Here is an 11988-nt window from a genome sequence, read left to right on the forward strand (position 1 = left end):
TGATAGAGGGGGATGAGAGCACTACCTCAGGGGCGCGGGGAACTGCGCGACCAGCCCCCACGAACCAGCAACCCGCGACGAACAAAAACCAGGCAACCCGCTCACGCCCCCCACCCCGCCTGCTCCCCACCCACCCGCTCACCCACGATCTTCTCGGCCCACCCCGACCGCGCATACGCCTTCACCGGATCGGGATCCAACCCCATCTCCTCCCGCACCTCACAAAGAAGCGGACGCACGTCCGTACTGAACGCGTCCATCAGCACGGCGTTGGCCCCCAGCACATCCCCCGCCCGCTGCGCCGCACCCAACGCGTCCTGGTCGACCAACAGCGCCTTGGCGGTGGCCTCCTGCACATTCATCACGGACCGCACGATCGCCGGGATCTTCGATTCCACGTTGTGGCACTGATCCAGCATGAACGCCACGTCCCCCGACAGCCCGCCCCCGCGCACCACCTCGTACATGATCCGGAACAGCTGGAACGGATCGGCCGCGCCGACCATCAGGTCGTCGTCGGCGTAGAACCGCGAATTGAAGTCGAAGCCCCCGAGCTTCCGTTCCCTCAGCAGCGTCGCCACGATGAACTCGATGTTGGTGCCGGGCGCGTGGTGCCCGGTGTCCACCACCACCTGCGCCTTCGGGCCCAGCTTCAGGCAGTGCGCGTACGCCGTCCCCCAGTCGGGGACGTCCGTCGCGTAGAACGCCGGCTCGAACAGTTTGTACTCCAGCAGCATCCGCTGGTCGTCGCCGAGCCGCTCGTACACCTCCGCGAGCGCCTCCGCCAGCCGGTCCTGCCGGGCCCGGATGTCGTCCTGCCCGGGGTAGTTGGTGCCGTCGGCGAACCACAGCTTCAGGTCCTTCGACCCGGTCGCGTCCATGATGTCGACGCACTCCAGCAGATGGTCCACGGCCTTCCGGCGCACGGCCGCGTCCGGGTGGCAGACGGAGCCGAGCCGGTAGTCGTCGTCCTGGAAGGTGTTGGAGTTGATCGCGCCGAGCCGCAGCCCGCGGTCCTCGGCGTGCCGTGCCAGCGCCGCGTAGTCGTCGACCCGGTCCCAGGGGATGTGCAGCGCCACGGTCGGCGCGACGCCCGTGAACTCGTGCACCTTCGCCGCGTCGTCCAGCTTCTCCTGCGGAGTACGCGGCACGCCCTGCTGCGCGAACACCTTGAACCGGGTGCCCGAGTTGCCGTACGCCCACGACGGCGTCTCGACGGCCTGGGTCTTGAGAGCGGCTTTCACCGCGGCGCGCTCGGTCACGTCAGGGCTCCTGTGACATCGGGTCGTGACGACCACTGAGTGAAACGATTCAGAACGGGAAGCTAGGCGCCCCCCGAAGGGGTGTCAACCCCTCCCACGCGCAACGCCTCCCGTGACCTGCGTGTGACACAAGCCTGTCGGAGATTTTTCGACCGTGACCCATTGACGTGACATGCGGGGCGCGCCTAACGTCCCGGCAACCCAGTTGAAACCTTTCACGACGTCGTCCGGGCCGACCCGCCGACGTTGTCGAGGAGCCCTCATGACCCACCCGTCCGACACGGGTCCGGCCCCGGTCCTCGCGCTCAAGGACATCTCCAAGTCCTTCGGCGCGGTCCGCGCGCTGCGGGACGTCTCCCTTGAGCTGTTCCCCGGGGAGGTGCACGCCCTGGCCGGAGAGAACGGAGCCGGCAAGTCCACACTCATCAAGACGCTCGCCGGAGTGCACCGGCCGGACGCCGGCCAGGTGCTGCTCGACGGCGAGCCCGTCGTCTTCCACGGACCGGGCGACGCCCGCGACGCCGGCATCGCCGTGATCTACCAGGAGCCGACGCTCTTCCCCGACCTGTCCATCGCGGAGAACATCTTCATGGGGCGTCAGCCCCGCCGCGCCCTGCGCCGCATCGACCACAGGGCGACCCGCGACGCCACCACCGCCCTGATGCGGCGGCTCGGCGTCTCCCTCGACCCCGACCGGCCCGCCCGCGGGCTGTCCATCGCCGACCAGCAGATCGTCGAGATCGCCAAGGCGCTCTCCTTCGACGCCCGCGTCCTGATCATGGACGAGCCCACCGCCGCCCTCACCCACAGCGAGGTCGCCCGCCTCTTCGGCGTCGTCCGCGCCCTGCGCGACCAGGGCGCCGCGGTGCTGTTCATCTCCCACCGGCTGGAGGAGATCTTCGAGATCTGCCGGCGCGTCACCACCCTGCGCGACGGCGCCTGGATCGCGAGCGAGCCGCTCGCCGGCATGACCGAGGACGACCTGGTCCGCCGCATGGTCGGCCGCGACCTGGCCGAGCTCTACCCCAAGCAGGACGTGACGCCCGGCGAGGTCGCCCTGAGCGTGCGCCGCCTCACCCGTGAGGGCGTCTTCACCGACGTCTCCTTCGACGTGCGGCGCGGCGAGATCGTGGGTCTCGCCGGACTGGTCGGCGCCGGACGCACCGAGGTGGCCCGCGCCGTCTTCGGCATCGACCGCCGGGACGCGGGCGAGGTCGTGGTCGACGGGCGGAAGCTGACCAACGGCGCCCCGTCCACCGCCATGGCGGCCGGGCTCGCCCTGGTCCCCGAGGACCGGCGCGCCCAGGGCCTGGTGATGGACATGTCCATCGAGCGCAACATCGGCCTCACCGGCCTCGGCACCACCGTGCGGGCCGGCCTGATGGACCGCGGCGCCGAACGCAGCCGCTCCCTCGACTGGGCCGTCAAGCTCCAGGTCAAGTACGCCCGGATCGCCGACACGGTGAACACCCTGTCCGGCGGCAACCAGCAGAAGGTCGTCCTCGCCAAGTGGCTCGCCACGCGGCCGAAGGTGCTGATCGTGGACGAGCCCACGCGCGGCATCGACGTCGGCACCAAGACCGAGGTGCACCGGCTGCTGTCCTGGCTCGCCGCCGACGGCGTGGCCGTCCTGATGATCTCCTCCGACCTGCCCGAGATCCTCGGCATGGCCGACCGCGTGCTGGTGATGCACGAGGGCCGGCTCACCGCCGAGATCCCCCGCACCGACGCCACCGAGGAAACCGTGATGGCCGCAGCCACCGGGAGGACCGCCGCATGACGGTCACCGCCCCCGACCAGGCCCCCGTCGCCGAGGTGCCGAAGGCCGGCGCCACCCGGCTCGTGGACCGCGTCTTCAGGATGCGCGAACTCGCCATCCTCGTCGTCTTCCTGGTGATGATCGCCGTCACCCAGGCCGGCAACAGCGCGTTCCTGTCCGAGCAGGGCGTCAAGGACCTGCTGCTGAACGCGACCATCCTGGTCCTGGTCGCCACCGGCCAGACCCTGGTCGTCATCACCCGCAACGTCGACCTGTCCGTCGGCTCCACCCTCGGCATCAGCGCCTTCGCCGCCGGCCTCCACCTCCAGAACGGCGGGAACCCGGCCGTCGCCGTCACCCTCGCCGTCCTGCTCGGCATCGGCTTCGGCCTGCTCAACGGCCTGCTCGTCTCCCTCGGCCAGGTGCCCGCCCTCGTCGTCACCCTCGGCACGCTCTACATCATCCGCGGCATCGACTCCATCTGGGTCGGCTCCCGCCAGATCACCGCCGCCGACCTCCCCGGCGGCTTCGTCGACTTCGGCTCCGGCGGCCTCTCCGCCGTGCCCTACCTGGCGCTGATCGCGCTCGCGGTGCTGGTGGCGACGGCGTACTACCTCAAGCACTTCGGCGGCGGGCGCGAGCTGTACGCGCTCGGCTCCAACCCGGAGGCCGCCCGCCTCGCCGGCATCCCCGTACGCAAGCGGATCCTCGCCGCGTACACCGTCTGCGGCGCCCTCGCCGGACTCGCCGGCGCGATGTACCTCGCCCGGTTCGGCAACGTCGACTCCGGCACCGGCAGCGGCTACGAACTCACCGTCGTCAGCGCGGTCGTGGTCGGCGGCGTCGCCTTCACCGGCGGCTCCGGCAGCGTCTACGGCGCCGCCCTCGGCGCGTTGCTGCTGACCTCCGTCAACAGCGTGCTGCCCGCCCTCGGCGTCAGCTCCGTGTGGGTGCTCGCCATCAACGGCGTCCTGCTCGTCCTCGCCATCGCGGTCGACCGGATCGTCGCGCTGCGCGTGGCCTCCGCCCTGAAGAAGAGGAACGCCCGCCATGCCTGACTCCCTCACGCGCGCCGTTCGCTGGGACACGGTCGTCGGCGCCCTGCTCGTGGTCGTCCTGCTGCTGTCGTTCACCACCGTCGACGGCTTCGGCAACGCCCTCAACCTGTCGTTCCTCATCGGCAACACCCTGCCGATCGCGCTGATCGCGATGCCCATGACGCTGCTCGTGGTCTCCGGCGAGATCGACCTGTCCGTGGCGTCCACGGCCGGCCTGTCCGGCGCGGTGATGGGCGCCCTGTGGAACCAGGGCATGGCCATCGAGACGATCATCCCCGTCTGCCTCGCCATCGGCGTCGTCTGCGGCCTGGTCAACGGCCTGCTGGTCACCCGCCTCGGGCTGCCCTCCCTCGCCGTCACCATCGGCACCCTCGCCGCCTACCGGGGCATCGCGCAGATCGTGCTCGGCTCCGACGCGGTCACCGACTTCCCCTCCGCCTACCTGGACTTCGCCGCCGGACGCATCGGCGACACCTTCGTCCCGTACGCCTTCCTGCCCTTCCTGGTGCTGCTCGCGATCGCCGTCGTCGCCCTGCACGCCACCCCGTTCGGCCGGTCCCTGTTCGCGACCGGGGCCGGCGAGGAGGCCGCGCGGTTCGCCGGCATCCGCGTCAAGCGGCAGAAGCTGATCCTGTTCACGGTGACCGGCCTGATGTCGGCCCTCACCGGCGTCTTCTGGGCGCTGCACTACGCCAGCGCCCGCTACGACAACGCCACCGGCCTCGAACTGTCCGTCGTCGCGGCCGTGCTGCTGGGCGGCATCGACTTCGACGGCGGCAAGGGCACCCTCGGCGGCGCGATCGCCGGCGTGTTCCTGCTGGGCGCGCTGCAGAACGTGATGAGCCTCAAGGACGTCTCCGCCCAGTCCCAGATCGTCGTCACCGGCGTCCTGCTCGTGCTGTCCGTCCTCGGCCCGCGCGTCGCCCGGCAGATCGCCGCCGCCCGCGCCGGACGCAGGGCGGCCACCGCACCCGCTCCGGATCCCAAGGCGCCCGCACCGACCACCTGACCTCTCCTCGTCCCCCTTAAGGAACCCGCCATGCACACAGCATCCCTCCGCCGCACCTGCGCGGCGCTCGCCGCCGTCAGCTCCCTCGCCCTGGCCGCCACCGCCTGCGGCGGCACCACCAAGGAGGACGTCAAGAACGAGGGCGGCGCGGCCGCCTCCGCCGGCAAGGCCGACCCGAACGCCGCCACCAAGAAGGGCCTCACCGTCGGCTTCCTGCCCAAGCAGGTCAACAACCCCTACTTCACCTCCGCCGACCAGGGCGGCGAGAAGGCCGTGCGGGAACTCGGCTCCACCTTCAAGGAGGTCGGCCCCACCAGCGCCACCGACACCGCCGGCCAGGTCTCCTACGTCAACACCCTCACCCAGCAGCAGGTCGACGCCATGGCCGTCTCCGCGCAGGACCCCGGCGCCCTGTGCACCGCGCTCAAGCAGGCCATGAAGAACGGCATCAAGGTCGTCACCTACGACTCCGACACCAACCCCGAGTGCCGCAACGCCTTCGTCTCGCAGGCGTCCGCCGAGGACCTGGGCCGCACCGAGGTGCAGCTGCTCGCCGAACAGATCGACTACCGGGGCGAGATCGCGATCCTGTCCGCCGCGCAGACCGCGACCAACCAGAACACCTGGATCGACTTCATGAAGGACGAGCTGAAGGACCCCAAGTACAAGAACATGAAGCTGGTCGAGGTCGCCTACGGCAACGACGACGCCCAGCAGTCCTTCCAGCAGACCCAGGGCCTGCTCCAGGAGCACCCGAACCTCAAGGGGATCATCTCCCCGACCACCGTCGGCATCAAGGCCGCCGCCCAGTACCTGTCCGGCTCCAAGTACAAGGGCAAGGTCAAGCTCACCGGCCTCGGCACCCCCAACGACATGCGCACGTACGTCAAGAACGGCACCGTCGAGGCGTTCGAGCTGTGGGACCCGGCCAAGCTCGGCGAGCTGGCCGCCCGCACCGCCGTCGCGCTCGCGTCCGGCCAGATCACCGGCAAGGAGGGCGAGACCTTCACGGCCGGCGCGATGGGCGAGTACACCCTGGGCAAGGACGGCGTGATCAACCTCGGCAAGCCCACCGTCTTCAACGCCGGGAACATCGACCGGTTCGACTTCTGATCCCTCGGGCCGTTCATGGGAAAGGCGGTACTCCGTGCGACGCGTCTGCTTCCTGCTCAAGGTCCGCCAGGACCGCATCGACGAGTACCGCGCACGCCACGCCGCCGTGTGGCCCGAGATGCGCGAGGCGCTCTCGGCCACCGGCTGGCACAACTACTCCCTCTTCCTGCGCGACGACGGCCTGCTGGTCGGTTACCTGGAGACCGAGGACTTCGAGGCGGCGAAGGCCGCCATGGAGGCCACCGAGGTCAACGCCCGCTGGCAGGCCGGGATGGCGCCCTTCTTCGAGTCCCTCGACGGCGCCCGGCCCGACGAGGCGATGACCCCGCTCACCGAGGTCTTCCACCTCGAATGACGGCCACGGGTCCACCCGGGCCGTGTCCGAAAAGGGGCGGACGTGCGGGTAGTGTGAGGGCCCGCCGCGCCGCCCCTCCGTCACCTCGTCGTCCCGTCTCCCTGGAGGTCCCTGTCCGATGGCCCAGTCGGTGGGTATCAAGGACGTCGCCCGCGTCGCCGGAGTCTCCGTCGGCACCGTCTCCAACGTGATCAACCGCCCGGACACGGTCGCCGCGGAGACCCGGGCCCGGGTGCTGTCCGCCATCGACCGGCTCGGCTACGTCCGCAGCGAGTCCGCCCGCCAGCTGCGCGCCGGCCGCAGCCGCATCATGGGCCTGCTCGTCCTCGACATGGGCAACCCCTTCTTCGTCGACGTGGCGCGCGGCGCCGAACGGGCCGCGCGCGAGGCGGGCCTCGGCGTGATGGTCTGCAACAGCGCCCAGAGCCCCAGCGAGGAGGCCGAGTACCTGTCCCTCTTCGCGGAGCAGCGGGTACGGGGCGTGCTGCTCACCCCCGCGGACGCCACCGGCCGCACCATCGAGGGCTTCCGCCGGCACGGCATCCCCTTCGTGCTGGTCGACCGGGTCGCCGAGGGCACCACCGAGTGCTCCGTCTCCGTCGACGACGTCGCCGGCGGCGCGCTGGCCGTCCGCCACCTGGTCGACGCCGGGCACCGCTCCCTCGCGTACGTCAGCGGCCCGCCCGGGCTCAACCAGGTCCGGGACCGCCGCACCGGCGCCCTGAACGCCCTCGCCGAGGCCGGGCTCGGCCCCGACAGCCTGCACGAGCTGCCCACCGAGCGGCTCGACGTCGCCGCCGGACGCGACGCGGGCGCCCGGCTGCTCGGCCTGGCCCGCCGCCCCACCGCCGTGTTCTGCGCCAACGACCTGCTCGCCCTCGGCGTCCTCCAGGCGATGTACGCGGCCGGCGTCAACGTCCCCGACGACCTGGCGATCGTCGGCTACGACGACATCGAGTTCGCCGCCGCCGCGGCCGTACCGCTCACCTCCGTACGGCAGCCCGCCGTGACCATGGGGGCGCTGGCGGCGGAACTGCTGCTGGAGGAGACCGAGTCCACGGGCGCCGGCCACGAGCACCGCCGGGTCGTGCTCTCCCCGGAACTGGTGGTGCGGCGCTCCAGCCTCTCGGCCCGTTGACCGATGTTCAGGAACTTTTTCATGATCCCGGGGTCGTTGGCCGCAGGAACATGTGCTGAACTGGGTCGCGGCCCGACAATCCGTTCGTACCGGGAGTCCCGTTGACCGACACCTACCGCCAGCCCGGAGTGGTCCTCACCGACCGCCGGTTCACCGTGCCCCTCGATCACGACAACCCCGCGGGCGAGACGATCGAGCTGTACGCGCGCGAGGTCGTCGCGAGTGACAAGGCGGGCCAGGACCTGCCCTGGCTGCTGTACCTCCAGGGCGGCCCGGGCTTCGGGGCGAACCGTTTCGTCGGCAAGCCGGCCTGGCTCGGCCGCGCCCTGGAGAACTACCGGGTGCTCCTTCTCGACCAGCGTGGCACCGGCGCGTCCACCCCCGCCAACCGGCAATCGCTCCCGCTGCGCGGCGGCCCCGCCGGGCAGGCCGACCACCTCACGCACTTCCGCTCCGACTCGATCGTCCGGGACTGCGAGGCCATCCGCCCGCACGTGACCGGCGGCGCCCGCTGGACCGTGCTCGGCCAGAGCTTCGGCGGCTTCTGCGCCGTCGCCTATCTGTCCATAGCCCCCGAGGGACTGGACACCGCCCTGATCACCGGCGGTCTGCCCTCCCTCGACGCGCACGCCGACGACGTCTACCGCGCCGCCTACCCGCGGATCGAGCGCAAGGTCGCCGCCCACTACGCCCGCTACCCGCGCGACGTCGAACGGGCCCGCCGTATCGCCGACCACCTCCTCACCCACGACGTGGTCCTGCCCAACGGCTACCGCTTCACCGTCGAGGCCTTCCAGTCCCTCGGCCTGATGCTCGGCAGCGGCGACGGCAGCCACCGCCTGCACTTCCTCCTCGAGCACGCCTTCGTCCCCACCCCGTCCGGCCCCGCCCTCTCCGACGCCTTCCAGGAAGAGGTCCAGGGCCTGTTGTCCTTCGCCGGACACCCCCTGTACGCGCTGATCCACGAGGCGATCTACGCCCAGGACGCCCGCCCCACCGCCTGGGCCGCCGAGCGGGTACGGGGGGAGTTCCCGCAGTTCGACGCGGCCAAGGCGCTCGCCGGCGACGAGCCCGTGCTGTTCACCGGCGAAACGATCCACCCCTGGATGTTCGACTGCGACCCGGCGCTGCGGCCCCTGCGCGACACCGCGGAACTCCTCGCCGCGCGCACCGACTGGACCCCGCTGTACGACCCGGCCCGCCTGGCCGCCAACGAGGTCCCGGTCGCGGCGGCCGTCTACCACGACGACATGTACGTGGACACCGCGCACTCCCTGGCCACCGCCCGGGCGGTCCGCGGCCTGCGCACCTGGGTGACCGACGAGTTCGAGCACGACGGCGTCCGCACCGGCGGCCCCCGCGTCCTGGACCGCCTGCTGGCCCTCGCCCGCGACGAGGTGTGAGCGGGGCTCCGCGCTCGCTTGCGAGGAGGCGTGAGCGCGCGTCTTGCCCTTGCCCCGGGGAGGGGCGACCGCACGCCTTGTCGCCGCCCGCGACGGGGCGCGACCACGTGTCCTGCCCCCGTCCGCGACGAGGTGTGACCGCGAGCCCCCGTGCACTGTCGGTGGCGGGGGCTAGTCTGCGAGGCATGACCGAGCCGACGATCAGTCAACTCCAGCCCATGCCCGACGACTGGCAGCGCGCGCTGGCCGTGGTCGCCCACCCGGACGACCTGGAGTACGGCTGCGCGGCGGCGATCGCCGCCTGGACCGACGCCGGCCGCGAGGTGTCCTACGTGCTGGCGACCCGCGGCGAGGCGGGCATCGACACCCTGGACCCGGCCCGGTGCGGGCCGCTGCGCGAGCGCGAGCAGCGGGCGAGCGCGGCCGTGGTGGGCGTGTCCGAGGTCGCCTTCCTGGACCACGCGGACGGCGTGATCGAGTACGGTCCCGCCCTGCGCCGGGACATCGCGGCGGCGATCCGGCGCCATCGGCCCGAGCTGGTGATCACGCTGAACCACCGGGACACCTGGGGCGGCACCGCCTGGAACACGCCGGACCATGTCGCCGTCGGCCGCGCCACGCTCGACGCGGCCGGCGACGCGGGCAACCGCTGGATCTTCCCGGAGCTCACCGAGCAGGGGCTTCAGCCCTGGGACGGGGTGCGCTGGGTGGCGGTCGCCGGCTCCGCCTCGCCCACCCACGCGGTGGACGCGACCCCGGGCCTGGAGCGGGCGGTGCGCTCCCTGCTGGAACACCGCACCTACATCGAGGCGCTCACCGACGAGGACCCGGAGACATACGCGCGCACGCTGCTGACCGGCTTCGCGGAGGAGACGGGGAAGCGGTTCGGGAACCGTCCGGCGGTCGCCTTCGAGGTGTTCCCGAGGTGAGCGCGGTGGGGGAGACGGGGGAGGACAAGGAGGACCTGGCGCGGAGCTTCGAGGAGCACCGCGCCCACCTCAAGGCGGTCGCCTACCGCATGCTCGGCTCGCTCGCCGAGGCGGAGGACGCCGTGCAGGAGGCCTGGCTGCGGCTGGGCCGGGTGGACCCGGCCGAGATCGGCAACCTCGGCGGCTGGCTCACCACCGTGACCGGCAGGATCTGCCTGGACCTGCTGCGCTCGCGCGCCGCCCGCCGGGAGCAGCCGATGGACGACACGTTCGTCCCGGACCCAGTGATCCGGCCGCTGTCGCGGGTCGACCCGGAGCAGGAGGCGCTGGAGGCCGACTCGGTGGGCATCGCGCTGCTGGTCGTCATGGAGGCGCTCGACCCGGACGAGCGGCTGGCGTTCGTGCTGCACGACATGTTCGCCGTGCCGTTCGACGACATCGCCCCGGTGGTCGAGCGCACCCCGGCCGCGACACGGCAGCTCGCCAGCCGGGCGCGCCGCCGCGTCCGCGACTCCGCGCCGCCGGCCGCCCCCGACGCGGCGCAGCAGCGGCAGGCCCTCGACGCGTTCCGCGCGTCCGCGCGCACCGGCGACTTCGAGGCGCTGCTCGCCGTACTCCACCCGGACGTGGTGCTGCGCGCGGACGCGGGCGCGCTGCTGGAGGGAGTGGCGGGCTCCAAGCGCCTCCAGGGCGCGCAGCGTGTCGCCGAGTCGGCGATGCTGTTCGCCCGCTACAACGCCACCGCCCGCATGGTCCTGGTCAACGGCGCCCCGGGCCTGGTCAGCGTCGTCGACGACCGCGTCGGCTCGGTCCTGTCGGTCACGGTCCACGAGGGCCGCATCACGGCCCTCTACATCCTGGCGGACCCGGAGCGCTTGGAGGGCGTGGCGCTGCCGCCGGAGGGGGAGGGAGCGGGGGAGGACTGAGGGGCGCCCACGGACCGTCGGTGCCCCGATGTCAGTGCCGGCTGGCATGCTCGGCCGCCATGAAGAGACAGCAGTTCTGGCACCTCATCGAGACGGCCCGCGCGCAGGCGCCGAACCCGGACGACGCCGACGACGTCGCCCGCAGGGCGACCTCGCAGCTGGCCACGCGCCCGGCCGGGGAGATCGTCGCCGCTCAGCAGGCGCTGTGGGATCTGATGGCGGACTCCTACACGAGCCCCCTGTGGGCCGCCGCGTACCTGATCAACGGGGGATGCTCCGACGACGGCTTCGACTACTTCCGCGGCTGGTTGATCGCGCAGGGACGCGAAGTGTTCGAGCGCGTGGTCGCCGACCCCGATGCCCTGGCGGAGCTGCCCGTGGTGCGAACGGCGGCGGCCGGCGGACTCGATCTCGAGTGCGAGGGAACGCTGGGCATCGTCTGGAACGCACACATCAAGGCGACCGGCCGGGAACTGCCGGCCGGCGCGTTCAGCATCCGATACCCGAGGCTGGACCCCAGATGGAACTTCGACTTCGACGACCACGGCGAAATGACGTACCGGCTGCCCCACTTGGCAGCTCTTCACCTGATGTAGGACAGGCGGCCGAGTGGGCTTGAGTCTCCCGTAGGGGGAGGCACGAAGGTGCAGGCATGGACGGCGACACGCTCTTCACGATCGGAGGCCTGGCCCGGCGGACCGGGCTGACGGTCAAGACCATCCGGTTCTGCGTGACGTACCAGCCCGCCGGGCACTTCTGGGCCCTTCAATGGGCCGAGACCGGGCTCTACCTCGGCCTCACCCTGCTCCTGGCCGGGTTCTGCGCCTGGTGGATCCGCCGCCGGGTGACCTGACAGACGCAAGCCCGGAGCAGCCGTGGGGGGCGGCCGACATCCGGCAGTCCCACACGGACTTCACGAAGGCGCGGACTCACCTCGACTCCGCCGGCCCCCTGGCCCGAGGCGTACACCGAGGAGCAGCCCTCGGTCCTTCCACCGGCCTTCACTAAGATCATCAGGGGCGTGCCTTCCCGAGCG

General features: G+C 71.7%; 12 protein-coding genes. 11 read left to right on the top strand and 1 reads right to left on the bottom strand.

Annotated elements, in window-relative coordinates:
* Nucleotides 1-101 precede the first annotated feature (101 nt).
* Nucleotides 102-1262: an L-rhamnose isomerase gene (gene rhaI, locus CCN29_RS02480; RefSeq protein WP_031063142.1), complete on the bottom strand. Its 1161-nt coding sequence runs from the start codon at nt 1260-1262 to the stop codon at nt 102-104.
* Between the two features lie 262 nt (nt 1263-1524).
* On the opposite strand from rhaI, the gene CCN29_RS02485 reads away from it, so the two are divergent.
* From CCN29_RS02485 to CCN29_RS35525, 11 genes are all read left to right on the top strand, one after another.
* Complete coding sequence (locus CCN29_RS02485) at nt 1525-3042, top strand: sugar ABC transporter ATP-binding protein (protein ID WP_031063144.1); 1518 nt, start codon at nt 1525-1527, stop codon at nt 3040-3042.
* Nucleotides 3039-4079, top strand: coding sequence for an ABC transporter permease (locus CCN29_RS02490; RefSeq protein ID WP_006132834.1), 1041 nt, complete (start codon nt 3039-3041; stop codon nt 4077-4079). Before CCN29_RS02485 ends, CCN29_RS02490 begins: the two co-directional genes overlap by 4 nt.
* On the top strand, nt 4072-5088 hold the full coding sequence (locus CCN29_RS02495; RefSeq protein ID WP_006132836.1) for an ABC transporter permease: 1017 nt from the start codon (nt 4072-4074) through the stop codon (nt 5086-5088). The genes CCN29_RS02490 and CCN29_RS02495 overlap by 8 nt, the downstream gene beginning before the upstream one ends.
* 30 nt (nt 5089-5118) lie before the next feature.
* Nucleotides 5119-6201 carry a rhamnose ABC transporter substrate-binding protein gene (gene rhaS / locus CCN29_RS02500; RefSeq protein WP_086679858.1) on the top strand — a complete coding sequence of 361 codons (1083 nt, stop codon included), beginning with the start codon at nt 5119-5121 and terminating at the stop codon, nt 6199-6201.
* 34 nt (nt 6202-6235) lie between these two features.
* Nucleotides 6236-6556 (top strand): L-rhamnose mutarotase, encoded by a 321-nt coding sequence (locus CCN29_RS02505; protein ID WP_031063147.1) that lies wholly within the window; start codon nt 6236-6238, stop codon nt 6554-6556.
* 118 nt (nt 6557-6674) lie between these two features.
* A complete protein-coding gene (locus tag CCN29_RS02510) occupies nt 6675-7694 on the top strand; it encodes a LacI family DNA-binding transcriptional regulator (RefSeq protein ID WP_006132840.1) in 1020 nt (339 codons plus the stop codon).
* A 101-nt stretch (nt 7695-7795) separates the two neighbouring features.
* Complete coding sequence (locus CCN29_RS02515) at nt 7796-9097, top strand: alpha/beta fold hydrolase (RefSeq protein WP_086679860.1); 1302 nt, start codon at nt 7796-7798, stop codon at nt 9095-9097.
* Nucleotides 9098-9282: 185 nt separating this feature from the next.
* Entirely contained in the window at nt 9283-10026 is a 744-nt protein-coding gene (locus CCN29_RS02520) for a PIG-L deacetylase family protein (protein WP_031020719.1), read from the top strand.
* Nucleotides 10023-10952, top strand: coding sequence for an RNA polymerase sigma factor SigJ (gene sigJ, locus CCN29_RS02525; RefSeq protein WP_086679862.1), 930 nt, complete (start codon nt 10023-10025; stop codon nt 10950-10952). The genes CCN29_RS02520 and sigJ overlap by 4 nt, the downstream gene beginning before the upstream one ends.
* A gap of 59 nt (nt 10953-11011) precedes the next feature.
* Nucleotides 11012-11548 (top strand): DUF4240 domain-containing protein, encoded by a 537-nt coding sequence (locus CCN29_RS02530; RefSeq protein WP_086679864.1) that lies wholly within the window; start codon nt 11012-11014, stop codon nt 11546-11548.
* Nucleotides 11549-11604: 56 nt separating this feature from the next.
* Nucleotides 11605-11805 (top strand): hypothetical protein, encoded by a 201-nt coding sequence (locus CCN29_RS35525; RefSeq protein WP_086679867.1) that lies wholly within the window; start codon nt 11605-11607, stop codon nt 11803-11805.
* The last annotated feature ends 183 nt before the right edge of the window (nt 11806-11988 follow it).

The sequence above is a fragment of the Streptomyces pseudogriseolus genome (genome assembly GCA_002154585.1).
GTDB lineage: Bacteria > Actinomycetota > Actinomycetes > Streptomycetales > Streptomycetaceae > Streptomyces > Streptomyces pseudogriseolus.

Excerpts from the sequence above, each read along its gene's own strand:
- CCN29_RS02485 (WP_031063144.1), top strand. The coding sequence starts at position 1,525 with ATGACCCACCCGTCCGACACGGGTCCGGCCCCGGTCCTCGCGCTCAAG.
- CCN29_RS02490 (WP_006132834.1), top strand. The coding sequence starts at position 3,039 with ATGACGGTCACCGCCCCCGACCAGGCCCCCGTCGCCGAGGTGCCGAAG.
- CCN29_RS02495 (WP_006132836.1), top strand. The coding sequence starts at position 4,072 with ATGCCTGACTCCCTCACGCGCGCCGTTCGCTGGGACACGGTCGTCGGC.
- rhaS (WP_086679858.1), top strand. The coding sequence starts at position 5,119 with ATGCACACAGCATCCCTCCGCCGCACCTGCGCGGCGCTCGCCGCCGTC.
- CCN29_RS02510 (WP_006132840.1), top strand. The coding sequence starts at position 6,675 with ATGGCCCAGTCGGTGGGTATCAAGGACGTCGCCCGCGTCGCCGGAGTC.
- CCN29_RS02520 (WP_031020719.1), top strand. The coding sequence starts at position 9,283 with ATGACCGAGCCGACGATCAGTCAACTCCAGCCCATGCCCGACGACTGG.
- CCN29_RS02530 (WP_086679864.1), top strand. The coding sequence starts at position 11,012 with ATGAAGAGACAGCAGTTCTGGCACCTCATCGAGACGGCCCGCGCGCAG.
- CCN29_RS35525 (WP_086679867.1), top strand. The coding sequence starts at position 11,605 with ATGGACGGCGACACGCTCTTCACGATCGGAGGCCTGGCCCGGCGGACC.